Source organism: Pseudomonas sp. NFACC37-1, from assembly GCF_900101575.1.
Classification (GTDB): domain Bacteria; phylum Pseudomonadota; class Gammaproteobacteria; order Pseudomonadales; family Pseudomonadaceae; genus Aquipseudomonas; species Aquipseudomonas fluorescens_AA.
In genome coordinates this window covers 40,233-66,028 of the sequence record NZ_FMUZ01000008.1, presented here as the reverse complement: position 1 = coordinate 66,028, position 25,796 = coordinate 40,233, and the positions used below count along the sequence as shown (strand labels likewise).

The following is a 25,796-nucleotide window of genomic DNA, read 5'->3' as shown; positions in this document are numbered from 1 at the left end:
ACGAGTGGGCTGGACGGCGCGGGGCGATGAGCCCCGACCGGTTACGGGAACACACGTCAGGCCGGCTCATTTGCTTTCCGCCTGTTTGAGTTCCAGCACTTCTTTAGGCGTAACCATGTCGCCCTTGTTGTTGCCCCAGGCGTTGCGTTCATAGGTCACGACCGCGGCGATATCGACTTCCGACAGCTGCTTGCCGAACGCGGCCATGGACGTGCCGGGTTTGCCGTGGAAGACAATGTTCAGGTGATCCTTGATCGGCCCGGTGGCGATCTTCGAGCCCTTGAGCGCTGGGAACATTGGCGGCAGGCCCTGGCCTTCGGCCTGGTGACAGGCCACGCAGGTGGTGTGGTAGACCTTGTCGCCACGCTCAACGAGTTCTTCGCGCGTCCATTCCTTGCTGGTCAGCTCTTTAAGCTGCGCGGCTTCGGCCTTGCGTTCGCCCAGCCATTTTTCATAGTCGGGCTTGCTCTTGACCTCCACCACGATCGGCATGAAACCGTGGTCCTTGCCGCACAGCTCGGCGCATTGGCCGCGGTACAGGCCGGGCTTGTCGACACGGGTCCAGGCTTCGTTGACGAACCCGGGGATCGCATCGCGCTTGACCGCGAAGGCCGGCACCCACCAGGAGTGGATCACGTCGGCGGAGGTCACCAGAAAGCGCACCTTGGCATCGACCGGCAGCACCAGCGGCTTGTCGACCTCCAGCAGGTAATGCTCGCCCTTGGCGCTTTGGTTATGGATCTGTTCGGCGGGGGTGGCCAGGTTGCTGAAGAACTCGACGTCCTGGCCCAGGTACTTGTAGTGCCATTTCCATTGATAGCCAGTGATCTGGATATCGATGTCCGACTCGCTGGAGTCGTACATCTTGATCAAGGTGGCGGTGGCGGGAATCGCCATCAGCACCAGGATCACGAAGGGCACGATGGTCCAGAGGATTTCGACGCGAGTGTTTTCGTGGAAGTGCGCGGCATTCTGGCCGGTTGAACGGCGGTGCATCATCATCGACCAGAACATGGCGCCGAAGACGATGATGCCGATGACCACACATATCCAGAAAATGGTCATGTGCAGGTCGAACACTGCGTTGCTGATCTGTGTCGCTCCAGGCGCCATATTCACAGTCCAGGCCGCTTGTGCCTGGCTGAAAATCGACCACAACAGGAGGCCCATCCATACGTGTGGATGTCGCGTCATTGCGGGTTCCCCTTATCGTTCTTGTTATCCCGTAGGCGTAACGCCTGCGGCAAGGGATCGGCTACTTCAGACTACCAACTTGAACCGCCGCGCCTTGCTGCACATGCAATCGGGTGTCATCAGCTAACTCCATTCCAACCCGAGTATAGACAGCACCTGCAACCTCGCAACGCGATGGCGTAAATCGTTTGAAACAGCCGGGGCTTGCGCTAGAGCCCACGAATGGAGAAGGATGCGAGCCTGAGTAATGGCAAACCGATATAACTGCGCCGCAGCAAGGATGAGGCGGTTATGAAAAATAGGTCTTAGGAGTGTTTTTGGGCCAGCTAAGTTATGTCTTCCCTATTTCTTTGCCTTTGTTTCCTGGAGTTGTCATGAACACCGCCGCATTGCGCGAGCAGATCCAAAAAGCCCAACAACACGAAGCCGAGACCGGCCAGTTGAGCCGTCAGTTGACGGCCCAACTGCCGAACCTGCACCGAGCCATTCAATTGCCGGACGCGGACGCCAACGACGTCCTGGCGCGTTTTGTCGCCGCCTACATTGATGAAGTCCCCGACCTGCTGGATGCAGCCAATGATGTCGCCAGGGAGGCGGGTATCGAGTCGCAGATCAAACCGGTATTGAAGATTGCCGAACAGTACTTCCTCCAGCCGCCGACCATCATGGCCGGGCATGTCGGGCTCGACAGCCTCCTGGACGAAGCCTACCTGGCCCATCGGTTCGTCGAAGAGGTCAACGACCTGTACATCAAGCATTTCGGCCAGCCATTGATCCCCTTGGACATGACGGTCGCCAACCTGATCGCCCACCAGTTGATCGGTGAGGCATTTGCCAACCAACTCGATGAAGTGGTCCATCACACGTTCGATGAGATGCTCAACGACGAGACGTTTGCATTGGAGTCGGTAGAAACCTACCGCGAGAAGCTCAGCAGCCCGGAAACCGGCGCGGCCTGGAAGCGCTGGCCGTGCATGTCCCGTCGTCTGGGCGTGGGGCTGGAGCTGGATCAGCCGGCGGCTTGATCCATCAGAACACACAACCCTCTGTGGGAGCGGGCTTGCTCGCGAAAGCGGTGTATCAGTTAACGAATGAGTTGCCTGACACTACGCCTTCGCGGGCAAGCCCGCTCCCACAAAGGCAGGGTCAGGCGGACGCCGCGCCAACCCCCACGGTCGTGCGCAACCGCCCCTCCAACCTACGCTTGAGCCCGCGGGATTCGATCAGCAGCTTCGAACCCTTGCTGGCATTCGCCCGGCCCCATTCTTCCAGCAACTCCAGGCACGAGTGGTCGATGTAGCTCAGGTTGTTGAGCGGCACGTGCACGGTCGCGCCGGTCGGTATGGTGCCCAGTACCTGGGTCAATGCCGGCACCTTGAGGAAGGTGGCCGCCCCGACCAATCTCAGTTCCATCTCGCCTTCCTGGGGCAGGTCGATCAGGCTGATTTTCAGGCGCGAGGCTTTCCAGGCCAGTTTCGCCAGGGTCAGGCCGAAACCGATCAGCACGCCGGTCAGCAGGTCGGTGAAGATGATCGCCAACGCCGTCGCGGCGTAAACGAACATCGGCATCCGGCCATAACGGCCCAGGCTGCGAAACGCCTTGAGGTCCACCAGTTTGAAGCCTGTGTACACCAACACACCCGCCAGGCTCGCCACCGGAATGCTTTGCAGCACGCTGGACAGCAACAAGACGAAGAGCAGCAACCACAGGCCGTGGAAAATCGTCGACATCCGTGTGGTGGCCCCGGCCTGGACGTTGGCCGAGCTGCGCACGATCACCCCGGTCATTGGCAAGGCGCCGAGCAGGCCGCAGAGCATGTTGCCGATACCTTGGGCCGACAGTTCCCGGTCGAAGTCCGCCCGTTCACCGCTGTGCATGCGATCGACAGCGGCCGCTGACAGCAGGGTTTCGGCGCTGGCGATGAAAGCCACCGCGAACGCGGCGATCAGCAGTGTGGGGTCGGCCAGGTTCAGCAGGTCCGCCGGGCGCAGCCAATCAATGGCTTCGGCCATGTTCTCCGGCACTTCCACCCGCTTGACCTGCAAGGCCAGCAGCAGGCTGGCGACGGTCGCCAGGCCGACACCCAGCAAGGCGCCAGGAATGAAGCGCAGACGGTGGGGGCGAAACTTTTCCCACAGCCACATCACCGCAATCGTCGACAGACCGAGCAGGCCCGCCTGCCAGCCGAAGGACGGCAGGGCCTGGGCCACTGCCGCCGGGAACGCCGCCAGGTTATCCAGCCCGGAGGGCTTGGGCGCGGCGTCGAGCATCACATGGACCTGGGACAGTATGATCAGCACGCCAATACCCGCGAGCATGCCGTACACCACGGCCGGCGCGGTGACCCGGAACCAGCAGCCCAGGCGAAAACGCCCGGCCAACAGTTGCAGCAGACCGGCCAGCAACAGGATCGGCCCGAGCATTGCCACGCCATGCTGGCGCACCAGTTCGAAGACCAACACCGCTAAGCCGGCGGCCGGGCCGCTGACTTGCAGCTTCGAGCCGGCCAGGAAACCCACCACCAAACCACCGATGATGCCGGTAATCAGGCCCTTGGCCGGCGGCAGGCCAGAGGCGATGGCGATGCCCATGCACAAAGGCAGGGCCACCAGAAACACAACCACCGAAGCCAACAGCTCCCGTGGCAGTACAGCTTTTAATTGAGCAGCACGCATGGCGACTCTCCCGAAGTTTTCTTCAGGCATGGCGAGGCCCTACCGCGTAAACAGCGGTAAGGCTTGAACCATGCAAGGATGATTAGGAGTGGTTAGAAGCGCGCTTTGGGCGTCGCCACCGGTATCGGATGGCTGCCATCGAGCGGCAGGAAACGTCCTTGGTCCGCGTCAAAGGCTTTGATCTCGCTGGTCTCGATGTTGTACACCCAGCCATGGATGAACAACTGACCGCTGGCCATGCGCGACGCTACCGAGGGATGCGTTCGCAAATGCTGCAGCTGCGCGATCACATTCTCTTCGGTGAGGATGGGCATGGTCTGTTTTTCGTCGCCGCACGGACAGTTGTCATGGACCATGGTCTTGGCCACTTCGGCGTGGCGCAGCCAGGCCTTGACCGTGGGCATTTTTTCCAGGGTGTCGGGGTTGAGCACCGCACGCATGGCGCCGCAGTCGGAATGGCCACAGACAATGATGTGTTGCACACCGAGGGCCAGCACGGCGTATTCGATGGCGGTGGAGACGCCGCCGTTCATCTGCCCGTAAGGCGGCACGACGTTGCCGACGTTACGGGTCACGAACAGGTCGCCGGGGGAACTATGGGTGATCAACTCGGGCACGATGCGCGAATCGGCGCAGGTGATGAACATCGCCCGGGGCGCTTGGGCGGTGGCGAGTTTCTTGAAGAGTTCTTCCTGTTGCGGAAAGATCTCGTGATGGAAATGCAAAAAGCCGTCAACAATATGCTGCAGCGCTGCATCGGCGGTTTCCGCCTCGGGTTGGGCTGAAGCCGACGCAGCCAACGGCTGTTTATCCTTGTCACTCATGATTCATCCTCTTTTGACGGTATGACGCCAGTGGCTGGTTAAAATACGTCCAGGTCGGGGTGTTCGACCTGTCAGTCACTCGCTGAACAAGGTAGCGGCCGAAACTTAACTCAAACTGAAATCGAAGGCTCTAGGACAATGATTTCAGGGGTGGCGAAACGCTGGCGCAGTTCATGTCCAGTAGCCGTTACAGGGTCAACTTTAATCAAATCAATGACATCTGTCGGCCCGGCGGACAGAAGGCATCGCAGTCAAGATTGTAGCCGTCGCGGCGGTCCAGTCCCAGGCGCTTGAGTGCCTTGGCAAATCGCTGGGCCAGCAGGTCGGCGAACGGGCCTTCGCCGCGCATCCGCGCCCCGAAGCGGCTGTCATACAGTTCACCACCGCGGCTCTGGCGCACCAGGCTCAGCACGTGGGCGGCGCGTTGCGGGTAATGCGCCTGCAACCACTGCTCGAACAGCGGCGCGACTTCCAGCGGCAGGCGCAGCATGACGTAGGCGGCATTCTGCGCGCCGGCGGCGTGGGCTTCGGCCAGCAGGCTCTCGATCTCTCTGTCGTTGATCATCGGGATCATCGGTGCGCACAACACCCCCACGGCAATCCCCGCCTCGCGCATGACCTTGATCGCCCGCAGCCGCGCCTTGGGTGCTGCCGCGCGGGGTTCGAGAATGCGCTTGAGTTCATCGTCCAGGGTGGTGAGGCTGATCATCACGTGCACCAGGCGTTGTTGCGCCAGCTCGGTCAGCAGGTCCAGGTCGCGCAGGATCAGCGAACCCTTGGTGACGATGGTCACCGGATGCCGATAACGCAGCAGCACCTCGAGAATCCGGCGGGTTATCCGTTGTTCGCGTTCGATAGGCTGATAGGGATCGGTGTTGGACCCCAGCGCGATCGGTGCGCATTGATAGCCGCGCCGGGACAATTGCTCTTCCAACACATCGGCGGCGTTGGTCTTGGCGATCAGCTTCGTTTCGAAATCCAGCCCCGGCGACAGGTCCCAATAGGCATGGCTGGGTCGTGCATAGCAGTAGATGCAGCCGTGCTCGCAGCCTCGGTACGGGTTGATCGAGCGGTCGAACGGGATATCGGACGAGGTGTTGCGGGTAATGATGGTCTTCGCCGTTTCGATGCGCACTTCGGTGCCCTGGGTTTGTGGGACTTCCTGATACCAGCCGTCATCTTCGGCCACCGAACGACTCGGGGCGAAGCGGTTGTGCGGGTTGGTCGCGGTGCCGCGGCCGCGCGGTGGAAGGGGGGCTGGCATGGGAATACTCCGAAGGCTGTATGCGCATACAGTATTCGCTGTGTTCGATTAAGGCCAGTGCCATTCAGCAGCCCAAATACCGGATCGGCGTTCACACGGCTTTGACGTTCTCCTCACAGGCTTTTAACCGCAGCGAGACGAGACTGAGCCTCCCGTGTTTCTTCACTTTCGGTCGTCCGTGCATGCTCAAGTTCTGCTCCCGTTCGTTGCTCTGCCTGGCCTTGCTCACCGGGTTGGTCGAGGCGCCCGCCCAAGCGGCCGATTCCCCTGAGACGAGGCCTACTGAATGGGCGCAGCCGGTGGAAAAGGACTACAACCTCTACCAGATGTCCCCCACGCTCTACCGCAGCTCCCTGCCGGACGGCGGGGCGGTGCCCTTGCTGACGAAGCTCAGGATCGGCACGGTCATCACCTTCCTGCCGGAGTCGGACAAGCGCTGGCTGTCCACCCCCGGCATCGAGCAGGTGCAGTTGCCCTATCGCACCAATCACGTCGATGACAGCGACATCCTCAGGGCCTTGCGCGCCGTCCAGGCGGCCGAAGCCAAGGGGCCGGTGCTGATGCACTGCAAGCACGGCTCGGACCGCACCGGGCTGGTGGCCGCCATGTACCGGGTGGTGGTCCAGGGCTGGAGCAAAGAAGACGCCCTGAACGAAATGACCGAAGGTGGCTTCGGTGACAGTCATCACTTCAAGGACGGGGTGCGCTACATGATGCAGGCCGACATCGACAAACTCCGCACGGCGCTGGCGAACGGCGATTGCAGCACCAGCGTCTTTGCCCTTTGCTCCCTGGAAAGTTGGGTCAATTCAACGACGCCGGCGCAGCACCTCGACCCCCAGGTGGCGCTGCCGCGGCGTTGATCGGCGGCGTGCCGGTAAAGGCGGCGATGGATTCGGACAACGGTCGCAAGTCGCCCGGGGCAAAAATGGTTTCGCGCAGTGCCCGCCCTGTTGCCGGGTTGAACAGCCCGTCACGCTGGAATCGCTGGAACACACTGGCGGCCAGTGCCTTCGACCAGGCATAGGCATAGATCCGCGCGCCATAGCCGGTCACCAGGTAATCCAAGCCATTGGGCCAGCGCTCGTTCGCGGACACCGGCAAATGCCCCACCTGCGCACTGGCTTGATCGAACACCTGCTGGACGGTTCGCCCATCGCCGTGGGTGCGGTGCAGCTCCATATCGAATAACGCGTTGCGCAACAGGACGGCGGTTTCCCAACTGGCCTGGGTGGTGGCAAAGGCCAGCAGTTGGCCGGCGACCTTGTCAGGCATCGTCGCCCCGGTTTGATAGTGCCTGGAGACCCGCACCAGGCATTGCCTGGAGAAGCACCATTGCTCGAACAACACCCCGGCAAACTCGGCGGTGTCGCGGGACAGGCCAGAGACGCCCGACAGGTCACGGTACTCGGCACGGGTCAGGACATGCTGCAGGCAATGACCGAACTCATGGAAAAGAATGCGCAGTTGCAGATGATCGAGCAGGACCGGGGCCGCCCCTACGCTACGCGGTAGCCAGGCATGCAGCGTCGCAATGGGGTGTCGGGGGCGTCCCTCGGCGGTGATGCGGCGGCTGCGCAGGGTGGTGGTATTGGGGTAACCGTCTCGACTTGCATCCGCAAACGGATCGAAATAGAGGTAGCCAATGACCGCTCCCCATTCGCTGACTTCGAAAAGGCGCACATCCGGGTGCCAGGTCGCCACGTCATGTCGCTCGGCGAAGCTCACCCCGAACAGCTCCGTCGCCATCAGCAATATTTGTGCGAAGGTGGATTCCAGGGGGAACCAGACGCTCAGCGCCTCCTTGGAAAGGCCCGCGGCCTGCTGGCGAAGTTGATTCGCCAGGTAGGGGTAGTCCCATGGCTGGAGTTCGTTGAAACCCTGTTGCGTGGCAAAGGCCTTGAGCTGGCGCGCGTCCCGCTCGAAAGTGCCGTGCTGTCGTTTGAGTTGGGCCCGCAGGAACGCCAGGACTTCTTCGGTGGACACGGCTTGCTCGTTCTCGATCGCCATTTGAGCGAAATCCGCATAGCCCAGGGCGGTGGCGTACCGATGACGGTCTTCCAACAACTGCCTGAGGATGTCGCTGTTGTCGAAATGGCCTGCCTGGGGGCCCTGATCCGATGCGCGGGTGCTGTAGGCCTCGTACATGTGCTGACGGAGGGCGCGGTTGTCGGCGTATTGAGTGACGACGCCAAACGATTCCTCGCTGAGCGTCAGCAACCATCCCGTGCGCCCGGCATCGCGTGCCCGCTGGGCCATCTGTTGTTTGAAGCGCGACGGCAGGCCGCTCAGCGCGGCTTCATCGTCAAACGCCTTGCTCCAGGCCTGATTGGCCATGTGCAGGTTCTCCAGGAATAACCCCTGGAGTTCGTCGATGCGCAACTTCAACAGATTCAGGTCGGCCGACAGGTACTCTGGCGACCTGTTCCGGTGGAACTGGCCGAGGATTTTTTTCAGGACCCGTTTGCGGGCCGGGGCGAAATGTTCGGCGATCTGGCTGTCTGCCAAGCGCTGGTAAAGCGTGAACAGCGTGGGGTGTTGTTTGAGTTCAACCTGGAAGTCATGCAGCCGTTCAGTGCACTCCAGGGAAGCTTGCGCCCAGGCCGCCCCAGGTCGAGTCGTGGTCAGCAGATGCAGCAGGTAGCCGAAATTCTCCAGGCGCCCATGGATTTCGTCCATGGCCAGCACCAGGTCATCCCAGGTGGGAAAGGGGGGCTGGGTCTTGATGATGTCGGCCACTTGAGCGCGACTTTCCACCAGGATCCGGTCGAGGGCCGGGGAGAAATGACGGGCCTGGATGTGGGCAAACGGGGGCAGGTCATAGGCCTGCAACAGCGGATTGTCAGCGTCGAGCATGGGAACCTTCCTGTCAGTCTGTACTGGCTGGACAGTCTGGAAAAGAAGGGCCCGGGCCCGGCGGTAAATATGTATCGCTTCCGGGCCGGGCGGCCCGGAAGGTGATGCCGCAGATGTCAGTCGGTCTTTTTCTTCAACTTGGGGTTGGGGAAAAACTGCACCGCCTGGACCTTGGCGTCCGGCACCTTGAGCGCCGGGGTGTTCACACGGGTGCCCAATTCCTTGGGTACCGACAGGCCTTGTTCGTTGAGCGTGTCGGAATAACCGCAGGCCACGCATTCGCGGTGCGGCACGCCGTCCTCGTTCCACATCATCAACTTGTCCGGCTCACTGCACGCCGGGCAGACCGCCCCGGCGATGAAGCGTCGTTTGGTAATCACAGGCCCCTCACTCATGCTGCCGCGTCCTCACTCAGGCCGCTATGGCGCAAGAGTGCGTCAATCGATGGCTCACGGCCACGGAAGTCGACGAACAGCACCATCGGTTCCTGGGAGCCGCCACGGGCCAGGATCGCCTCGCGGAAGGCGCGACCGGTGTCGGCGTTGAGCACGCCGTCCTCTTCGAACTTGGAGAAGGCATCGGCCGATAGCACTTCCGCCCACTTGTAGCTGTAGTAACCCGCCGCGTACCCGCCGGCGAAGATGTGGGCGAAGCTGTTGGGGAAGCGGTTGTAGGCCGGTGGGCGCATGACCGACACCTCGTCGCGCACGCCTTCGAGCACTTGCAGCACGCTACGGCCATCGCCGTGGGTGGCGTGCAGCTCGAAGTCGAACAGCGAGAACTCCAGTTGGCGAACCATCATCAGGCCAGACTGGAAGTTTTTTGCCGCGAGCATTTTTTCCAGCAGGTCCTGGGGCAGTGGTTCGCCGGTTTCGTAGTGGCCGGAAATCAGCGCCAGGCCTTCGGGCTCCCAGCACCAGTTCTCCATGAACTGGCTCGGCAGTTCCACCGCATCCCAGGCCACGCCGTTGATGCCGGACACGCCAGCGTGTTCGACACGGGTCAGCAGGTGGTGCAGGCCATGGCCGAACTCGTGGAACAGGGTGGTGACTTCATCGTGGGTCAGCAGCGCCGGTTTGCCGCTGTCGGCCGGGGTGAAGTTGCACACCAGGTTCGCGACGGGGCTTTGCAGGACGCCTTCGAAGGTGCGACGACGGTCGCGGGCGCCGTCCATCCAGGCACCGCCACGCTTGTTGGCGCGAGCATAGAGGTCGAAGAAGAAGCGGCCGACGTGCTGGCCGTTCTCCTTGATTTCGAACAGGCGCACGTCCGGGTGCCAGCTGTCGAAGCCTTTCAGTTCGGCGATTTCGATGCCGTAGAGACGCTGGACAATGGCGAACAGGCCGCTGAGAACCTTGTCGATCGGGAAGTAGGCGCGCAGGGCTTCCTGGGCCACGCTGTAACGTTGCTGGCGCAGTTTTTCACCGTAGAAACCGCTGTCCCAGCTTTGCAGGTCGGGGCAGCCCTGTTCGGCGGCATAGGCTTTGAGCTGTTCCAGGTCCTGGGCGGCGAATGGCTTGCTGCGCTTGGCCAGGTCACGCAGGAAACTGAGGACCTGGTCGCTGGACTCGGCCATCTTGGTCGCCAGGCTCAACTCGGCGAAGTTGGCGAAACCGAGCAATTGGGCCAATTCCTGGCGCAGGTCGAGGATCTGTTCCATCACCGGGCCGTTGTCGTTCTGGCCGGCGTTCGGGCCTTGGTCGGAGGCGCGGGTGCAGTAGGCGGCGTAGACCTCTTCGCGCAGGGCGCGGTCTTCGGCGTAGGTCATCACGGCGTAGTAGCTGGGGAATTCCAGGTTGATCAGCCAGCCGTCCAGCTCCTTGGCCTGGGCGGCCGCGGCCATTTGTGCCTTGGCCGAATCGGTCAGGCCGGCGAGGGCGGCTTCGTCAGTAACGTGCTTGGTCCAGGCCTGGGTCGCGTCCAGCAGTTGATTGGAGAAGCGGCTGCCCAGCTCGGACAGTTTGCTCTGCACCTCGGCATAGCGCTTCTGCTGCTCGGGCGGCAGGTCGATGCCCGACAGGCGGAAGTCGCGCAGGGAATGTTCGAGGATGGTTTTTTGCGCCACGTCGAAGCCGGCGGCTTCCGGGCTGTTCGCCAAGGCTTCGAAGGCCTGGAACAGTTCGCGGTTCTGGCCCAGTTCGGTGGAGTAGGCGCTCAGCGCCGGCAGGCAGGCCTCGTAGGCTTCGCGCAGTTCCGGGCTGTTGCGCACGGCGTTCAAATGACTGACCGGGCTCCAGGCGGCGCCCAGGCGATCATTGAGCTCGTCCATCGCCAAAACCAGGCCGGCCCAGGTAGGCTGCTGGACTTGGGTCTTGAGGATTTCGGCAATGGCCGCACGGTTATCAGCCAGGATCTGCTCGATGGCCGGTTGCACGTGCTCGGCACGGATCGCCGAGAACGGCGGCAGGTCATAGGGCTGCAAAAGAGGGTTGTTCACGCTCACGGTCGACACCTTGGCTGGAAGAAACATTGGCCCATCTTAATTACAATCGGCGTTCACCGCAGCTAGCAGCGCCTATCACCGGATAAGAGAGAGCCTATCGTGACCCTTCGCACGTACCAGAACCACAGCCCGCGGCTCGCCCGTGGCGCTTTTGTCGACAGCACCGCGGTGGTGATCGGCGACGTCGAAATCGGCGAAGACAGCTCTGTCTGGCCGCTGACGGTCATTCGCGGCGACATGCACCGCATCCGTATCGGTGCGCGGACCAGTGTCCAGGATGGTTGTGTGCTGCACATCACCCACGCCGGGCCCTTCAATCCGGATGGCTTCCCGTTGCTGATCGGCGACGACGTGACCATCGCCCACAAGGTCATGCTCCATGGTTGTTCGGTGGGCAGCCGGATCCTGATCGGCATGGGCAGCATCGTCATGGACGGCGCGGTGGTGGAAGATGACGTGATCATCGGTGCCGGCAGCCTGGTACCGCCGGGCAAGCGCCTGGAAAGCGGCTTTTTGTACGTGGGCAGCCCGGTGAAACAGGCCCGGCCGCTGACCGACAAGGAACGCGCGTTTTTTACCTACAGCGCGGCGAACTACGTGAAGCTCAAGGACCTGCATCTGGCCGAAGGCTACGACCAGCCACAATCCTGACCGACCTGCCCGGGACCCTGTGGCGAGGGGATTTATCCCCGCTGGGCTGCGCAGCAGCCCTCTGAGGTGTGTCAGGTTGGATAGTTTTCAGCCTGATCGGGGCTGCTTCGCACCCCAGCGGGGATAAATCCCCTCGCCACAAAAGCATTCGAGCCCGTCCATTACTCTGGAACTGACATGCATTACCAAACCGTACTCTTCGACCTCGACGGCACCCTCACCGACCCGCGCGAGGGCATCACCCGTTCGATCCAGTTCGCCTTGAGCAAATTGGGCATCGACGAGCCCGACCTCACCCGCCTCGAGCATTTCATTGGCCCACCGCTGTTGCAGGCCTTCATGCAGTTCTATGACTTCGACGAAGCCAAGGCCTGGGAAGCGGTGAATTTCTACCGTGAGCGGTTCAAGGTCACCGGCCTTTATGAGAACCGGGTCTTCGACGGCGTGATGCCGCTGCTGGAAACCTTGGGCGGCCAAGGGCGCCAGTTGTACATCGCCACGTCCAAACCCTGGGTCTTCGCCCGGGAAATCGCCCGCCACTTCGACTTCGCCCGGCATTTCAAGGTGATCTACGGCAGCGAACTGGACGGCACCCGTACCAACAAGGTCGAGCTGATCGCCCACCTGCTGGCCGAAGAAGGCCTCGACCCGACCAGCACCCTGATGATCGGCGACCGCAAACACGACCTGATCGGCGCCCACAGCAATGGCCTGGATGCGGCAGCGGTCGGGTATGGGTTTGGCAGCCACGAAGAACTCACCACCGAACGCCCGGCGTATCACTTCCAGACGGTGGAGGCGTTGCATCAGGCGTTTTTGCGGCGCTGACTGGGTCGTCATCGCGAGCAAGCTCGCGATGGCGGCAGCCCAGACACCCCCCCGGCCTCAAGGTATAGCGGTGACTCAGGCCCTGAACTGGCTGGGCGCCACGCCGCTCCAGCGCACGAAGGCATGGCGGAAGCTGGCGGTTTCGCTGAAGCCCAGTCGTTCGGCGATTCGATAGATCGGCAATTGATCCTCACAGAGCATCTGCTTGGCCCGCTCGAAGCGCAGTTCGTCCAGCAGCTCCTGGTAGCTGCAGCCCAGGTCCTTGAGGTGGCGGCGCAAGGTGCGCGCCGAGCAGTTCATCTGTTCGGCCAGGCCCTCCAGCCCGGGGGCGGCGTCCAGTTGGGTGTCGAGCAACTGGCGGATCCGTCCCAGCCAGGCTTGGCGTCCGGTGAATTCGGTGTTCTGCCGGCGACAGCGTTCGGCCATGGCGTGATGGGTGATGGGGTCGGCCAGGGGCAAGGGTTGGTCGAGCCAGTGACGGTCGAAGGCGAAAGCGTTATCGATGCTGTCGAAGCGCACCGGGCAGTCGAAGAGCGTGGTGTAGCGCGCCTGGTAGTCGGGCGCCGGGTGTTCGAAGCGCGCGGCGTGCAACGGCAGTGCATGGCCGAGGAGGTCATTGCAGATCACCTTTAGCGAAACCATGCAGAACTCGGCATTGAACACCGCCAGGGCCGGGCTCTCCCGATAATCGTTGGCGCTGAACCAGATGTGCTCGCCATCGTCGTCCAGATTCAGCTCGAAGAGTGTTCCCAACAGCGCCGGATAGCGCAGTGCCAGGCGCAAAGCGTCACCTAAGGTGGCACTGGTGAGCAGGGCATAGCCGAGCATGCCGTAGGACGAAACGTGCATGCGCAGGCCCAATTCCAGGCCGATATCGCGCTTGAGGGCCACGGCGTTGGCGCAGACCTGCATCTCCTGGTTGGTGGTGATGCGCGTATCGGCCCGGCTCAGGTCCGCCGCGCTGATACCGCTGCCGGCCAGCAAGGCATCGCTGGGCAAGCCTTCGCTTTTAAAGGTGCTCAGTACCAGCGAGACGGCGTTGAGGGTGGTGAGGTGGGAATGCAGCATGTTCGTTTCCAGCCTTGGGGAGGCTGGAGGTCGAGCAAATTGCATGCCGCGGGTGTGGTACAGCGATTGTGGCGAGGGCATCTATCGGTGGCGAGTGGGAATCAACGTTAGAGCAGCAATCCATCAATCGGCCTGCACCGAGTAAACCGGTCCCCAAGTTGAATGGCCAGTGGATTTTTTAGCCGGTACTTTTAAAGGGCGGTAGGTCAGTTGTTTGAGCACCTCGGCCATCTTAGGAAAACCGTAATCTGCAGCATTTAATACCTGCAAAACCTGATCAACCTCGGCGATCAGTTTTACCAGCCTGACTTGCTGAAGCTCACAGCGCATTTGGCTCTGCTGAGTTTGCCGGCAGCTTCCCTCCTTATACTCAAAACTCGGTGGATCAGCAAAGAAGCCATCGATCAGTACCACCTCGCCTGCCGCTACATCAAATGAGGCAAAGTCCTTGGACAAATGAGCAGATACCGTCCTGCCTTCAACATCGCGCTGTTGGATAGTTTTTCGCCAGCCTGCGGGAGACGTTTGGCGCTGTACCTCGTAAGAGTATTTGCCAGTGCTCACGCACTCGCCATTGACAACACGAACTGCAGTACAACGCTCCTCTTGGACCGTGTCGGTCGTGTAACTGGCATCCTCCCATCGCTCGCCACGGTCATACTCAGCGAAGCTCTTGGGCGAGAGGGTGATATAGCCCAAGCTTGAAGCCCGAATACCATGGTCACCTGGGGGCTCATAGGCGCTTGTCCTCGGTACGTCATAGCTGACGCCGCTGATTGTATAGTGGCCAGGATCTATCAAATAAATCTTGTACAGTGTACGGCCAAATACAACCTGAAAATAAGAGCCTTGCGGAGAGCCGATGGCGGTTTTCTGAGTATCGTAGCCGACTTTAAACTGGGCAGTGGAATCCTGTGTGTTCGTCCATTCGGTGACGGCCGAACGCAATTTTAGAAACTCCATTGTTGAATCATTGTTTTGGAAATCTGTGTTCAAGCTATCCAGGCTTGCGGTGGGTACCACTAATACCACCTTGCCCGTCGACTTGGCGTCAGCGAAAAGTTGGTCTTCGCGCTTCTGGAGCTCAATAGCTTCGACGTCCGGCCCCGAGTCTTGCATTATATCGGTTTGGTCAATAGGTTGAATGGGGGCGATGGGGGCACACCCCGCCAACAACGAAATGCCGGCCGCCATGACAGCAACGGGGCTTAGGGAGCGCAATAGGGAGATCATGTTCAGCAGCGTCCTTCGGCTTTAGTCAATGCGGTGCACTGAGTGGAGGATAGTTTTGGGCTATTGAAGGCGCGAGCGTGGCGTATCCATCCGGCGCCGACGCCAGAAAAGTCGAAGGCTAAAGCCGGGTAGGCATTAATGATTTCCATAAAAACAATTCCATTTGAATAGTTGAAATTCTTCCAAGGTGACCAAGTGCCCAGGTTTATTTTCGTGATTCGCTACGAGTCATGATCAGCCCGAGAGGCACTTCACGTTTTTTAGTTGGCATCTATAAGGCAAGGGCCAAAAAAATAAAGCAATAGTGTGTCTGGGCTATTGCCTTGCCTGCTGCCGATGTGTATCAGCAGCGCCGCCATGAGGATCGGCGTAATTATGCCCATTTATCGCCGCAGTTTTTAGATCGGACGGGCACTGCTTTAAGCCGATAAGCAGCACCCGGTTCAGCCAATTGCTCAGCGCTGAGGGTGATTCAGCGGCATGGGCCTTCCAACTCGAAGGCCGCCCAGGTTAATGCTGGGCCAGTGTCAGGACAATTCGCCACACAGGTCCAGCTCAACCAGCCGCCGCACCTCTTCCACCGGCAACCCTGCGCCGATCAATGCCTGCAACTTGCCGAACGCTGCCTCGCGGGTCATGCCGCCGCCGGACAGCACGCCGACACCGCGCAAGCGGCTACCGGCTTCATACACGTCCAGCTCGACGCCACCTTCGTGGCATTGGGTCACCGCCACGACCACCACGCCGCTGTCCCGCGCCCGCTCGAGGCTGGCGAGGAAGGCCGGGTTGTCGCTCGGCCCGGTGCCACTGCCGTAGCATTCCAGCACCAGGCCCTGGATACCGCTGCCCAGCAGGCCATCGAGGATCTGCGCACTGATGCCGGGAAACAGCGGCAGCGCCGCGATGTTCGCCAGTTGCTTGGGCTGGTTGTAGTTCAACTGCGCTGGCAGGGTCGGCGCCGGGGTGCCGCCGCCCTGGCGTTCCAGGCGCTTGAACGGGTGGCGACCGAAGCTGCGCACCTTCGCGCAACGGGTCGGCGCCAGCAGCTCACCGTGGAAGTACAGGTGCACGCCCGGCGCCAGGCCCTGGCCGAGGGCGACCAGGGCGCCGCTGAGGTTTTCCCAGGCGTCGCTGTCGGTCACGCCGGCGGGCAGCATCGAGCCGGTGAAGCAGACCCGCGCATGCAGGCCCAGCAGTTGGAAGCTCATCGCCGCCGCGCTGTAGGCCAGGGTGTCGGTGCCGTGCAGGATCAGTACGCTGTCGCAGCCCTGCACGTCCACGGCATCGACTACCGCTTCGCGCAGTTGCTGCCAATAGGCCGGGGTCATGTTGGCGCTGTCGATCAACGGCGACATTTCCCGGAAGCGCCATTGCGGCACGACGAGTTCGGGTTGGCTGTGCAGGTAATCGCGCATCCGCGCTTCGAAACCGGATGCCGGGGCCAGGCCGTGGGCGCTGGCCTGCATGCCGATGGTGCCGCCGGTGTAGAGCACCATGACGTGCTGGGCGGCAGGGTAGGTCGAGGAATTCATGGTTGTTCTCCGAGGACGAAAACGGCAGCTTGGGTCAGCCGCCACAACATAAGGCCGAGCATGACGCCGACCCTACGCTGTGTCACGCCGGGCGCAGGGGATGCGCCCGGTTTTTTACAATCGGCCTGCCGATCAGCGTTGCGCTGCGGCCACGCCAGCAGTCGCGGCGTCGGGCTTGGCAACCGGTGCCGACGGGGTGGCTGGCCACGCCTTGCGGTCCAGGTCCAGGTCCGGGAACTTGCTGGAGTCGAACACGGGCACCTTGATGCCGGCCGAACGCTGGTCATCGTAGTCACGCAGGATGCGCATGCCGACCTTGAACAGCAGGAACAGCGCGATCAGGTTCACGAACGCCAGCAGGGTCATGGTGATGTCGGCGAACGCGAACACGGTGCCGAGGTTTTCGATGGCGCCCCAGAAAATCAGGACCAGGACCAGCGCGCGGTAGCCCATCAGGACCTTGCGATTGTCACCGATCATGAAGCGCAGGTTGTTCTCGCCCAGATAGTAGTTGTAGAGGATCGAGGTGAACACGAACAACGACAGGGCCACGGAGATGAATATCCGGCCCCAGTCACCCACGACGGCTGCCAGGGAGTTCTGGGTCAGGGCAATGCCGTCGCCTTCGAAGCCCGGGGTGTAGAAACCCGACAGCAGGATCAGCAACGCGGTGCAGGTGCAGATCACGAAGGTGTCCAGGAACACGCTGAACGCCTGGACCACGCCCTGGGCGACCGGGTGCTCGACCGACGCGACGGCGGCGACGTTAGGCGCACTGCCCAGGCCGGCTTCGTTGGCGAACACGCCACGCTTGACGCCCATGACGATGGCGCTGCCGATCAGGCCGCCGAAGGCCTGGTCCAGACCGAAGGCGCTCTTGACGATGGTCGCCAGCATGCCCGGTACATGTTCGAACTGCAGCACGATCACGTAGAGGGTCACGGCGATATACGCCAGGGTCTTGACCGGTACCAGCAGGTCGGCAACCTTGGCGATGCGCTTGATTCCGCCGATGAACACCAGGCCCAGCAGTACCGCCAGGCCGAGGCCGGTGTAGGTGGTGTCGAAGCCGAAAGCGTTGTTCAGGGAGTGGGTCACCGCGTGGGCTTGCAGGCCGTTGAAGGCGAAGCCGAAGGTGACCAGCAGCAGGAACGCCATGATCATGCCCAACCAGCGCTTCTGCAGGCCGTGCTGGATGTAATAGGACGGGCCGCCACGGTACTGGCCTTCGGAGTCGCAGCGCTTGTAGAGCTGGCCGAGGGAGCACTCGAAGAAGCTGCTGGACATACCGACCAGGGCGGTTACCCACATCCAGAACACCGCACCAGGGCCGCCGAGGGTCACGGCGATGCCGACACCGGCGATGTTGCCCGCGCCGACACGGCCGGCCAGGCTGAGCATCAGGGCCTGGAAGGAACTGAGCTGGTCAGTGCTGCTTTTCAGGCTGTCACGGAACACCGTGAACATGTGGAAGAAGTGACGGAACTGGACGAAACGCGAGCGGATCGTGAAGTAGCCACCGAGCCCGACAATGAGCACGATCAGCACTTTCCCTGATAGGAAGTCGTTGATGACTTCGAGCATGAGTATTCCTCGCTGTTTTTTGTTTAAGCAAATGCTGGCCATTTGGAAACATCGCGTTACATCGGTCGGCGCGCGGCCCGACAGGTGAGGCGAAGTTTCGTCCCGGTCCATTTTCGCGGGTTTGTTATTAGTTCGGTTTTCGCATGTTTAAGGGTCTCGTTGCGGACGACCGCTCATGCGAAGAGGGGCGGCACTATACCTATCAGTGCGGTGCCCGTCTGCACAGTTGTGGTGCGTCCGACGAAGCGGACCCGTTGAAACACCTGGCCTTACGGTCAGGTTCTTGTGGGGATGAGCCTGCTCGCGTTGGCTGGCGACACGGTTTACAACGGGCAGCGCGTCGTCGTTTATCGCGAGCAGGTTCCTTCCCACAGGTTCGGTCATCCTTGGCTGCTATCCATTAAAAAAAGGGCTTGGGGAAGATCCCCAAGCCCTCAAAAGGTGAGAGGTGTCTAGTCCCTCGACCTGGTGAGCGGTGGCCGTGTCGATCACGCTTTGAGCGGGACCAGACGCGGAGCAATCATGTTTTCCGGGCGCAGGATGTCGTCGAGCATGGCGTCGTCGAGCAAGCCTTCTTCGCGCACCAGTTCCAGCACGCCGCGGCCACTTTCCAGGGCAACACGGGCGATGCGGGTGGCGTTTTCATAGCCGATGTACGGGTTCAGGGCAGTGACCAGACCGATCGAGTGCTCGACCAGTTCGCGGCAGCGCGCTTCGTTGGCGGTGATGCCGACGATGCAGTGCTCGCGCAGCATGTCCATGGCCCGTTGCAGCAGGCGGATCGAGTCGAAGATCTTGAAAGCGATCAGCGGCTCCATCACGTTCAGTTGCAGTTGGCCGCCTTCGGCCGCGATGGTCAGGGCCAGGTCGTTGCCGATGATTTGGAACGCCACCTGGTTGACCGCTTCCGGGATCACCGGGTTGACCTTGCCGGGCATGATCGAGCTGCCTGGCTGGCGGGCCGGCAGGTTGATTTCGTTGATGCCGGTGCGTGGGCCGCTGGACAGCAGGCGCAGGTCGTTGCAGATCTTCGACAGCTTGACCGCGGTGCGCTTGAGCATGCCGGAGAACAGCACGAAGGCGCCCATGTCGGAGGTGGCTTCGATCAGGTCGGCGGCCGGTACCAGCGGCTGGCCGCTGATGGTCGCCAGGCGTTGTACGGCCAAGGCCTGGTAGCGCGGATCGGCGTTGATGCCGGTGCCGATGGCGGTACCGCCCAGGTTCACTTCGGTGAGCAGTTCAGGCGCCAGGGTTTTCAGGCGTGCCAGGTCTTCGCTCAGGGTGGTGGCGAAGGCGCGGAATTCCTGGCCGAGGGTCATCGGCACGGCATCCTGCAACTGGGTGCGGCCCATTTTCAGGACGTGGCTGAATTCTTCACCCTTGGCGGCGAACGCCTGGATCAGGCTGTCGAGGCTGGCCAGCAACGCGTCGTGACCCAGCAGCAGACCCAGGCGGATCGCGGTCGGGTAGGCGTCGTTGGTGGACTGCGCCATGTTCACGTCGTTGTTGGGGTGCAGGTACTGGTACTCGCCTTTCTGGTGGCCCATGGCTTCCAGCGCGATGTTGGCGATGACTTCGTTGGCATTCATGTTGGTCGACGTGCCGGCGCCGCCCTGGATCATGTCCACCACGAATTCTTCGTGGAAGTCGCCGCGGATCAATCGTGCACAGGCTTCGCTGATGGCGGCATGCTTGGCTTCGCTGAGCTGCCCCAGTTCGCGGTTGGCGTCAGCGGCGGCCTGTTTGACCATTGCCAGACCGACCACCAGCTTGGGGTAATGCGAGATCGGGACGCCGGAGAGACGGAAGTTGTTTACCGCTCGTAGGGTCTGGATGCCGTAATACGCTTGCGCTGGTACTTCAAGTACGCCAAGCAGGTCTTTTTCTGTGCGGAATGATGCAGCGGAGGACATGACGGAAATCATCTCGATAAGGACCCGGTCTGAGCCGGAACGCTGTGGATCCTAGGCTCTGGGAAAAAATAGGGCCAATGCTGTTAAACACTGGCCTATGCATATTCGGCATAATGCCGGTGTGACGTCGACGGTGCGGCGAACGTGTGACCTGTTTTGGTGCGTGTAAGGGAGGGCGTGATGAATCTTGAAAGCAAGTGGCTCGAGGACTTCAGTGCCCTGGCCGCGACCCGCAGTTTCTCCCAAGCGGCCGAGCGGCGTTTCGTGACGCAACCGGCATTCAGCCGGCGGATTCGCAGCCTTGAGGCTGCGCTGGGGCTGACCCTGGTCAACCGTTCCCGTACGCCCGTCGAGCTGACGGCGGCGGGGCAGTTGTTCCTGGTGACGGCGCGTACGGTGGTGGAGCAATTGGGCGAAGTGCTGCGCCATTTGCATCACCTGGAAGGCGGGCAGGGCGAAGTCATCCAAGTGGCGGCCGCCCACTCCCTGGCCCTGGGCTTCTTCCCCCGCTGGATCGCGCAACTGCGCAACGAAGGGATGAACATCGCCACGCGGCTGGTGGCGACCAACGTCGGCGACGCCGTCCACGCCCTGCGTGAAGGTGGCTGCGATTTGATGCTGGCCTTCTACGACCCGGATTCGGCCATGCAGATGGACCCGGAGATCTTCCCGTCACTGCACCTGGGCCAGACCGAAATGCTTCCGGTGTGCGCCGCCGATGCCAGCGGCAACCCGCTGTTCGACCTTGAAGGGGAGTCCAGCGTGCCGCTGCTGGCCTACAGCGCCGGGGCGTTCCTGGGGCGTTCGGTCAACCAGTTGTTGCGCCAGCGGGCGCTGCGATTCACCACGATCTACGAGACGGCCATGGCCGACAGCCTGAAAAGCATGGCCCTGGAAGGCCTGGGCATCGCCTGGGTGCCGCACCTGAGCGTACGCGCCGAACTGGCCCGGGGTGAACTGGTGATCTGCGGTGGCACGCAATGGCACGTGCCCCTGGAGATCCGCCTGTACCGCTGCGCCCTGGTGCGCAAGGCCAATGTGCGGTTGCTGTGGCGCAAGCTCGAAGGCGGCGCGGCGCAGGGCGCCATCGGATCCTGAAAACAATGCAGAACCCCTTGTGGGAGCGAGCAAGCCCGCTCCCACAGGGATTTATGCTGTTCCCTCGCTGACCTGCGAGTCAATAAAACCGCCACTTCAGCCCAAATGACAGATGGTCGGCGAAAGTGCGTTTAACGCACCATTTTCGGTATACTGCCCGGCCTTCGGTCGGTTCGCCCGGCCATCATTCGTACAACAAGCCACGCCGGTTTCCTGCGTGGCTTGTTGTTTTTTGACGCGCCTGCGGGCGCCCAGAGAGAAGAGGCACGACGATGAGTGCACTGGTTGGCGTGATCATGGGCTCCAAGTCCGATTGGTCCACCCTTAGCCACACCGCCGATATGCTGGAAAAGCTCGGCATCCCTTACGAGGTGAAAGTGGTCTCCGCCCACCGTACCCCGGACCTGCTGTTCCAGTACGCCGAAGAGGCCGAGGCACGTGGCATCGAGGTGATCATCGCCGGTGCCGGTGGCGCGGCCCACCTGCCGGGCATGTGCGCGGCCAAGACCCACCTGCCGGTGCTGGGCGTGCCGGTCCAGTCGTCGATGCTCTCGGGCGTCGACTCGTTGCTGTCGATCGTGCAGATGCCGGCCGGTATCCCGGTCGCGACCCTGGCCATCGGCAAGGCCGGCGCGATCAACGCGGCCCTGCTGTCGGCGAGCATCCTGGGCGCCAAGCATCCACAGTTTCATACCGTGCTGAAAAAATTCCGCGCTGAGCAGACAGACAGCGTCCTGGACAATCCAGACCCACGCATTGCCTGAGGTTGTTGACGAATGAAGATCGGTGTAATCGGTGGCGGCCAGTTGGGTCGCATGTTGGCCCTGGCAGGTACGCCGCTGGGGATGAACTTCGCTTTCCTGGACCCGGCGCCTGACGCCTGTGCCGCGGCGCTGGGTGAACACCTGCGGGCCGACTACGGCGACCAGGATCACCTGCGCCAATTGGCCGATGAAGTCGATCTGGTGACCTTCGAATTCGAAAGCGTCCCGGCCGAAACCGTGGCCTTCCTGTCCCAGTTCGTCCCGGTCTACCCGAGCGCCGAAGCCTTGCGGATCGCCCGTGACCGTTGGTTCGAAAAGAACATGTTCAAGGACCTGGGCATCCCCACGCCGGCCTTCGCTGACATTCAATCCCAGGCCGACCTGGACGCCGCTGTCGCCGCCATCGGCCTGCCCGCCGTGCTCAAGACCCGTACCCTGGGTTACGACGGCAAGGGCCAGAAAGTCCTGCGCAAGCCTGAAGACGTGGTCGGTACGTTTGCCGAGCTTGGCAGCGTGGCCTGCCTGCTGGAAGGTTTCGTGCCGTTCACCGGGGAAGTCTCGCTGATCGCCGTGCGTGCCCGCGACGGTGAGATCCGCTTCTATCCGCTGGTGCACAACACCCACAAGGACGGCATCCTCAAGCTGTCCGTCGCCAGCACCGATCATCCGTTGCAGGCCCTGGCCGAGGACTACTCCAGCCGGGTGCTCAAGCAACTGGACTATGTCGGCGTGATGGCGTTCGAGTTCTTCGAAGTGGACGGTGGCCTCAAGGCCAACGAAATCGCACCGCGGGTACACAACTCCGGGCACTGGACCACCGAAGGCGCCGAGTGCAGCCAGTTCGAAAACCACCTGCGGGCGGTGGCCGGGCTGCCGCTGGGGTCGACCGCCAAGGTCGGTGAAAGCGCGATGCTCAATTTCATCGGCAAGGTCCCTGACAGCGACAAGGTCCTGGCGATTGCCGACTGCCATTTGCATCACTATGGCAAGGCGTTCAAGGTCGGGCGCAAGGTCGGTCACGCCAACCTGCGCTGCGCTGACCGGGCCACGCTGGCCCAGCAGATCATCAAGGTCGAGGCGCTGATCGCCGAACAATAATCTGGAACGGCGGTGGAACCATTCGTCGGCTGATCTTTCTCATGGCTAAGTGCCAAAGCCTGACCGGGCTTTGGCTTCGCGACTCAATGAGAGGGAAATGCCATGGGAATCATCGGAACCATCTTTATCGGCTTGATCGTTGGCCTGTTGGCGCGCTTCCTGAAACCGGGCGATGACAGCATGGGCTGGATCATGACCATCCTGCTCGGTATCGGCGGTTCGTTGGCAGCCACTTACGGGGGCCAGGCCCTGGGCATCTACCAGGCCGGCCAAGGCGCCGGTTTCATCGGTGCCCTGGTGGGCGCGATCGTGTTGCTGGTGATCTACGGCCTGATCAAAAGAAACTGATCCAAATGCAGCAAGGCCCTCTCTGCGTGGCGAGCAGAGGGGGCTAGAATGCTCGGCGTTTCATTTTTCATTCATTGCCGAGCCCTTTCATGCGCCGTCTAGTATTGACCCTTCTTCTGCTGGGCAGTGGCCTGGCCCATGCCGCCGAGCTGCCGGAAACCGACTGGCTCGAACTGATGCCCAAGTCGGACCAGAAAGCCCTCGAGGCTATGCCCGAGATCGACCACAACTCCCCGGAAGCCAACGGCACCTTCACCGAAAAGGGCGGCCTGAAGCAAAGCAAGGGCTTGCCGGCGGTGATGTATTCGACCAAGACCGTGGCGGCGATGAACGACAAGCACATCCGCATCGGCGGTTACCCGGTGCCGCTGGAAACCGACGCCAAGGGCCGCAGCACGCTGTTTTTCCTGGTGCCCTACCCTGGCGCCTGCATCCACGTCCCGCCACCGCCGCCTAACCAACTGGTGCTGGTGCGCTATCCCAAGGGTCTGAAGCTGGACGACATCTACACGCCGCTCTGGGTGACGGGCACGCTGAAGATCGAAAAAGTCGACAACGACCTGGCGAGTGCGGCGTATGCGCTGGAGGCGGAGAAGGTGAGAGTGGTGCAGGAGGCGGATTTGTAGGGCGGCAGCTTGGCTTGACCCAAAACCCAATGTGGGAGCGAGCAAGCTCGCTCCCACAGTGGTTTTTGTGGTGGGGTTTAGAGCGGTTTGCTGCAGATGCTCACCCCGAGGGTATGGCTGCCCTGCGGTAACAACGTCACCACGTCGTCCATCACATTCGCCGTCTCGATGCACAACATGCGCTGCCAGCCATCGTCGGCCATGTCGCTGAAGGCCTTGGCGCGTTCGGTCCAGGGGTTCCAGATCACCGCCGAGCGCGAACCGCTGCTGGTCAGTTCGATCCGTCGTTCCCAGTGCGGGTCGATGATGCTCAGCGTCGGCGGGGTATCGAGGTAGATGCGGTCGGTCTCGCTGGCAAATGTCAGGTCGCCGGCCTGGGTGTGGGTGTTCCAGTCGTCCAGGGTCTCGATGTAGCTCAAGCCATCCACCCCCTCGACCCGCACGTTGCGCACGTCGCTCACGGCGAAGTAGCTGTGCAGCGCCTGGCTGAGGCTGACGGTGTCGCTGCCACGGTTATGGCTGGTGAGGCGGATGTGCAGTTGCTCGTCCATCACGATGGTCAGCGTCAGGTCCACCTGGTGAGGCCAGCCCGAGAGGCCGTTTTCAGGGTAGGGCAGCACGAATTCCACCTTGAGGCTTTCGCCTTCGGTTTCGATGCCCTTCAATTCCCAATCCATCGCCCGTACCAGGCCGTGGGCCGTGGCCGGGTCATTGGTCACGCGCATGGCCTGTACGCTGTCGGGGTTGCGGGTCAGGTTGCCGAACCACGGCCAGCACACCGGCACGCCCGCGCGGATGCTCTTGCCAGTCTTGAACGTGGCCTGGTCGTTGAGCCAGATCAGTGGCGGCTGGCCGTCCACTTGATAACTGAGGATGTGCGCGCCTTGCTGGGCCACCAGCAACTCGGCCTGACCGTGACGGATGCGCCAGGCGTTCAGTTCATCCAGTTTGACCGCTTCGACGTTGGGCGTAGGCATGTTGCAAATCTCGCTCGGGAACAGGGACTGCAATGGACCGCAAAACGGCCGCCATGTTTAACGGGCGCGCGGCGGAACCGAGCGGGTACGACCGCTGCCGTCGATGGCGACAAAGACAAAGACCGCCTCGGTCACCTTGCGCCATTCACTGGACAGCGGGTCGTCGCTCCAGACCTCGACCATCATCTGGATCGAGCTGCGGCCGATTTCCAGGGCCTGGGTATAAAAGGAAAGCTGTGCACCCACCGCCACCGGCACCAGGAACGCCATGCGATCGATCGCCACGGTGGCCACGCGTCCGCCGGCCACCTTGCTGGCCATGGCGGTGCCGGCCAGGTCCATCTGGGACACCAGCCAGCCACCGAAAATATCGCCGAAGCCGTTGGTCTCGCGAGGGAGCGCGGTGATTTGCAGGGCCAGGTCGCCTTGCGGGATTGGATCTTCTTGTTCGAGCTCTATCATGCCGGGGGGGCCTCTGACCCGTAACGCTGTCTGGTACTTCAGGTGAATAGCCGTCTTTGAAAAAAACGATTCAGCCCGAACATACTGCGTTCGTCACGTTTTTCGTAAAGGCGTGCCAAAGGGAAACTCTGCGAAACCGGCTGGTTCTGGTACTACGCCACCAACGACGTTTTCGCACAGCAACCCCTTACAGGGTACTGCAAGGTTGCGAGTATATCGGGCGATAGACGTCGAGACGACCACCCGGTTCTGATTTCGACTATCAAATACGCACCTCTATGTGCTTTTTCGAACAATTTGCTATCGTGCCGGACCTGCCCAGGCCCCAACCCGTGTTACCAGGGTTGCAGAACCGAC

The 25,796-nt window shown here is 61.7% G+C and carries 23 protein-coding genes; 9 read left to right on the top strand and 14 right to left on the bottom strand.

Annotated elements, in window-relative coordinates; translation table 11 throughout:
• Positions 1-66 precede the first annotated feature (66 nt).
• Positions 67-1,194 carry a cytochrome c oxidase subunit II gene (gene coxB / locus BLP82_RS11865; protein WP_092167714.1) on the bottom strand — a complete coding sequence of 376 codons (1,128 nt, stop codon included), beginning with the start codon at positions 1,192-1,194 and terminating at the stop codon, positions 67-69.
• Between the two features lie 374 nt (positions 1,195-1,568).
• Here coxB and BLP82_RS11860 point away from each other — a divergent pair, with 374 nt between their 5' ends.
• The gene (locus BLP82_RS11860; RefSeq protein WP_092167711.1) at positions 1,569-2,219 is read left to right on the top strand and encodes a hypothetical protein; all 651 of its coding nucleotides are present in this window, start codon (positions 1,569-1,571) and stop codon (positions 2,217-2,219) included.
• A gap of 121 nt (positions 2,220-2,340) precedes the next feature.
• Here BLP82_RS11860 and BLP82_RS11855 read toward each other — a convergent pair whose 3' ends face one another.
• From BLP82_RS11855 to BLP82_RS11845, 3 genes are all read right to left on the bottom strand, one after another.
• Positions 2,341-3,870 carry a SulP family inorganic anion transporter gene (locus tag BLP82_RS11855; RefSeq protein ID WP_092167709.1) on the bottom strand — a complete coding sequence of 510 codons (1,530 nt, stop codon included), beginning with the start codon at positions 3,868-3,870 and terminating at the stop codon, positions 2,341-2,343.
• A gap of 92 nt (positions 3,871-3,962) precedes the next feature.
• Positions 3,963-4,694 (bottom strand): carbonic anhydrase, encoded by a 732-nt coding sequence (locus BLP82_RS11850; RefSeq protein ID WP_060739823.1) that lies wholly within the window; start codon positions 4,692-4,694, stop codon positions 3,963-3,965.
• A gap of 205 nt (positions 4,695-4,899) precedes the next feature.
• Positions 4,900-5,958, bottom strand: coding sequence for a PA0069 family radical SAM protein (locus tag BLP82_RS11845; protein ID WP_092167706.1), 1,059 nt, complete (start codon positions 5,956-5,958; stop codon positions 4,900-4,902).
• Positions 5,959-6,140: 182 nt separating this feature from the next.
• Here BLP82_RS11845 and BLP82_RS11840 point away from each other — a divergent pair, with 182 nt between their 5' ends.
• Positions 6,141-6,821: a phosphatase domain-containing protein gene (locus tag BLP82_RS11840; protein ID WP_092167704.1), complete on the top strand. Its 681-nt coding sequence runs from the start codon at positions 6,141-6,143 to the stop codon at positions 6,819-6,821.
• On the opposite strand, the gene BLP82_RS11835 is transcribed toward BLP82_RS11840, so the two are convergent.
• The 3 genes from BLP82_RS11835 to prlC all read right to left on the bottom strand — a co-directional run bounded on the left by BLP82_RS11835 (position 6,763) and on the right by prlC (position 11,284).
• Positions 6,763-8,814 (bottom strand): M3 family metallopeptidase, encoded by a 2,052-nt coding sequence (locus tag BLP82_RS11835; protein ID WP_092167701.1) that lies wholly within the window; start codon positions 8,812-8,814, stop codon positions 6,763-6,765. The genes BLP82_RS11840 and BLP82_RS11835 overlap by 59 nt on opposite strands.
• A gap of 116 nt (positions 8,815-8,930) precedes the next feature.
• Entirely contained in the window at positions 8,931-9,209 is a 279-nt protein-coding gene (locus BLP82_RS11830) for a YheV family putative zinc ribbon protein (RefSeq protein ID WP_092167698.1), read from the bottom strand.
• A complete protein-coding gene (gene prlC, locus BLP82_RS11825) occupies positions 9,206-11,284 on the bottom strand; it encodes an oligopeptidase A (protein ID WP_162491244.1) in 2,079 nt (692 codons plus the stop codon). Before prlC ends, BLP82_RS11830 begins: the two co-directional genes overlap by 4 nt.
• A gap of 72 nt (positions 11,285-11,356) precedes the next feature.
• Here prlC and BLP82_RS11820 point away from each other — a divergent pair, with 72 nt between their 5' ends.
• Positions 11,357-11,908, top strand: a complete 552-nt coding sequence (locus BLP82_RS11820; RefSeq protein ID WP_092167695.1) for a gamma carbonic anhydrase family protein — start codon at positions 11,357-11,359, stop codon at positions 11,906-11,908.
• 177 nt (positions 11,909-12,085) lie between these two features.
• Positions 12,086-12,736 (top strand): HAD family hydrolase, encoded by a 651-nt coding sequence (locus BLP82_RS11815; protein ID WP_092167693.1) that lies wholly within the window; start codon positions 12,086-12,088, stop codon positions 12,734-12,736.
• A 75-nt stretch (positions 12,737-12,811) separates the two neighbouring features.
• Here the strand turns inward: BLP82_RS11815 and BLP82_RS11810 are convergent, their stop codons facing one another.
• The 5 genes from BLP82_RS11810 to aspA all read right to left on the bottom strand — a co-directional run bounded on the left by BLP82_RS11810 (position 12,812) and on the right by aspA (position 20,066).
• Complete coding sequence (locus BLP82_RS11810; protein ID WP_092167690.1) at positions 12,812-13,804, bottom strand: AraC family transcriptional regulator; 993 nt, start codon at positions 13,802-13,804, stop codon at positions 12,812-12,814.
• 123 nt (positions 13,805-13,927) lie between these two features.
• Complete coding sequence (locus BLP82_RS11805; protein ID WP_256576587.1) at positions 13,928-15,037, bottom strand: hypothetical protein; 1,110 nt, start codon at positions 15,035-15,037, stop codon at positions 13,928-13,930.
• Positions 15,038-15,564: 527 nt separating this feature from the next.
• Positions 15,565-16,569, bottom strand: a complete 1,005-nt coding sequence (locus tag BLP82_RS11800; protein WP_092167687.1) for an asparaginase — start codon at positions 16,567-16,569, stop codon at positions 15,565-15,567.
• Positions 16,570-16,701: 132 nt separating this feature from the next.
• A complete protein-coding gene (locus tag BLP82_RS11795) occupies positions 16,702-18,153 on the bottom strand; it encodes an alanine/glycine:cation symporter family protein (protein WP_092167684.1) in 1,452 nt (483 codons plus the stop codon).
• A 488-nt stretch (positions 18,154-18,641) separates the two neighbouring features.
• Complete coding sequence (gene aspA / locus BLP82_RS11790) at positions 18,642-20,066, bottom strand: aspartate ammonia-lyase (protein WP_003196363.1); 1,425 nt, start codon at positions 20,064-20,066, stop codon at positions 18,642-18,644.
• 180 nt (positions 20,067-20,246) lie between these two features.
• On the opposite strand from aspA, the gene BLP82_RS11785 reads away from it, so the two are divergent.
• The 5 genes from BLP82_RS11785 (at position 20,247) to BLP82_RS11765 (ending at position 24,000) form a co-directional block, all read left to right on the top strand.
• The gene (locus BLP82_RS11785) at positions 20,247-21,164 is read left to right on the top strand and encodes a LysR substrate-binding domain-containing protein (RefSeq protein WP_092167681.1); all 918 of its coding nucleotides are present in this window, start codon (positions 20,247-20,249) and stop codon (positions 21,162-21,164) included.
• A gap of 272 nt (positions 21,165-21,436) precedes the next feature.
• Positions 21,437-21,928: a 5-(carboxyamino)imidazole ribonucleotide mutase gene (gene purE / locus BLP82_RS11780; RefSeq protein ID WP_003196369.1), complete on the top strand. Its 492-nt coding sequence runs from the start codon at positions 21,437-21,439 to the stop codon at positions 21,926-21,928.
• Positions 21,929-21,940: 12 nt separating this feature from the next.
• Complete coding sequence (locus BLP82_RS11775; protein ID WP_092167679.1) at positions 21,941-23,026, top strand: 5-(carboxyamino)imidazole ribonucleotide synthase; 1,086 nt, start codon at positions 21,941-21,943, stop codon at positions 23,024-23,026.
• Positions 23,027-23,128: 102 nt separating this feature from the next.
• The gene (locus BLP82_RS11770) at positions 23,129-23,374 is read left to right on the top strand and encodes a GlsB/YeaQ/YmgE family stress response membrane protein (RefSeq protein WP_003187057.1); all 246 of its coding nucleotides are present in this window, start codon (positions 23,129-23,131) and stop codon (positions 23,372-23,374) included.
• Between the two features lie 89 nt (positions 23,375-23,463).
• Positions 23,464-24,000 carry a DUF3299 domain-containing protein gene (locus tag BLP82_RS11765; RefSeq protein ID WP_013691991.1) on the top strand — a complete coding sequence of 179 codons (537 nt, stop codon included), beginning with the start codon at positions 23,464-23,466 and terminating at the stop codon, positions 23,998-24,000.
• Positions 24,001-24,077: 77 nt separating this feature from the next.
• Here BLP82_RS11765 and BLP82_RS11760 read toward each other — a convergent pair whose 3' ends face one another.
• Both BLP82_RS11760 and BLP82_RS11755 read right to left on the bottom strand, forming a co-directional pair.
• The gene (locus BLP82_RS11760) at positions 24,078-24,977 is read right to left on the bottom strand and encodes a D-hexose-6-phosphate mutarotase (RefSeq protein WP_092167994.1); all 900 of its coding nucleotides are present in this window, start codon (positions 24,975-24,977) and stop codon (positions 24,078-24,080) included.
• 57 nt (positions 24,978-25,034) lie between these two features.
• A complete protein-coding gene (locus BLP82_RS11755) occupies positions 25,035-25,439 on the bottom strand; it encodes an acyl-CoA thioesterase (RefSeq protein ID WP_003177184.1) in 405 nt (134 codons plus the stop codon).
• Between the last annotated feature and the right edge of the window lie 357 nt (positions 25,440-25,796).

Bases quoted from the DNA above. Each gene is read 5' to 3' on its own strand.
- coxB (WP_092167714.1), bottom strand. From the start codon at position 1,194: ATGACGCGACATCCACACGTATGGATGGGCCTCCTGTTGTGGTCGATT.
- aspA (WP_003196363.1), bottom strand. From the start codon at position 20,066: ATGTCCTCCGCTGCATCATTCCGCACAGAAAAAGACCTGCTTGGCGTA.
- BLP82_RS11830 (WP_092167698.1), bottom strand. From the start codon at position 9,209: ATGAGTGAGGGGCCTGTGATTACCAAACGACGCTTCATCGCCGGGGCG.
- BLP82_RS11805 (WP_256576587.1), bottom strand. From the start codon at position 15,037: ATGATCTCCCTATTGCGCTCCCTAAGCCCCGTTGCTGTCATGGCGGCC.
- BLP82_RS11765 (WP_013691991.1), top strand. From the start codon at position 23,464: ATGCGCCGTCTAGTATTGACCCTTCTTCTGCTGGGCAGTGGCCTGGCC.
- BLP82_RS11760 (WP_092167994.1), bottom strand. From the start codon at position 24,977: ATGCCTACGCCCAACGTCGAAGCGGTCAAACTGGATGAACTGAACGCC.
- BLP82_RS11835 (WP_092167701.1), bottom strand. From the start codon at position 8,814: ATGCTCGACGCTGACAATCCGCTGTTGCAGGCCTATGACCTGCCCCCG.
- BLP82_RS11850 (WP_060739823.1), bottom strand. From the start codon at position 4,694: ATGAGTGACAAGGATAAACAGCCGTTGGCTGCGTCGGCTTCAGCCCAA.
- BLP82_RS11800 (WP_092167687.1), bottom strand. From the start codon at position 16,569: ATGAATTCCTCGACCTACCCTGCCGCCCAGCACGTCATGGTGCTCTAC.
- BLP82_RS11770 (WP_003187057.1), top strand. From the start codon at position 23,129: ATGGGAATCATCGGAACCATCTTTATCGGCTTGATCGTTGGCCTGTTG.
- BLP82_RS11845 (WP_092167706.1), bottom strand. From the start codon at position 5,958: ATGCCAGCCCCCCTTCCACCGCGCGGCCGCGGCACCGCGACCAACCCG.
- BLP82_RS11775 (WP_092167679.1), top strand. From the start codon at position 21,941: ATGAAGATCGGTGTAATCGGTGGCGGCCAGTTGGGTCGCATGTTGGCC.
- BLP82_RS11795 (WP_092167684.1), bottom strand. From the start codon at position 18,153: ATGCTCGAAGTCATCAACGACTTCCTATCAGGGAAAGTGCTGATCGTG.
- BLP82_RS11815 (WP_092167693.1), top strand. From the start codon at position 12,086: ATGCATTACCAAACCGTACTCTTCGACCTCGACGGCACCCTCACCGAC.
- BLP82_RS11785 (WP_092167681.1), top strand. From the start codon at position 20,247: ATGAATCTTGAAAGCAAGTGGCTCGAGGACTTCAGTGCCCTGGCCGCG.
- BLP82_RS11755 (WP_003177184.1), bottom strand. From the start codon at position 25,439: ATGATAGAGCTCGAACAAGAAGATCCAATCCCGCAAGGCGACCTGGCC.
- purE (WP_003196369.1), top strand. From the start codon at position 21,437: ATGAGTGCACTGGTTGGCGTGATCATGGGCTCCAAGTCCGATTGGTCC.
- BLP82_RS11840 (WP_092167704.1), top strand. From the start codon at position 6,141: ATGCTCAAGTTCTGCTCCCGTTCGTTGCTCTGCCTGGCCTTGCTCACC.
- BLP82_RS11855 (WP_092167709.1), bottom strand. From the start codon at position 3,870: ATGCGTGCTGCTCAATTAAAAGCTGTACTGCCACGGGAGCTGTTGGCT.
- BLP82_RS11810 (WP_092167690.1), bottom strand. From the start codon at position 13,804: ATGCTGCATTCCCACCTCACCACCCTCAACGCCGTCTCGCTGGTACTG.
- BLP82_RS11860 (WP_092167711.1), top strand. From the start codon at position 1,569: ATGAACACCGCCGCATTGCGCGAGCAGATCCAAAAAGCCCAACAACAC.
- prlC (WP_162491244.1), bottom strand. From the start codon at position 11,284: ATGTTTCTTCCAGCCAAGGTGTCGACCGTGAGCGTGAACAACCCTCTT.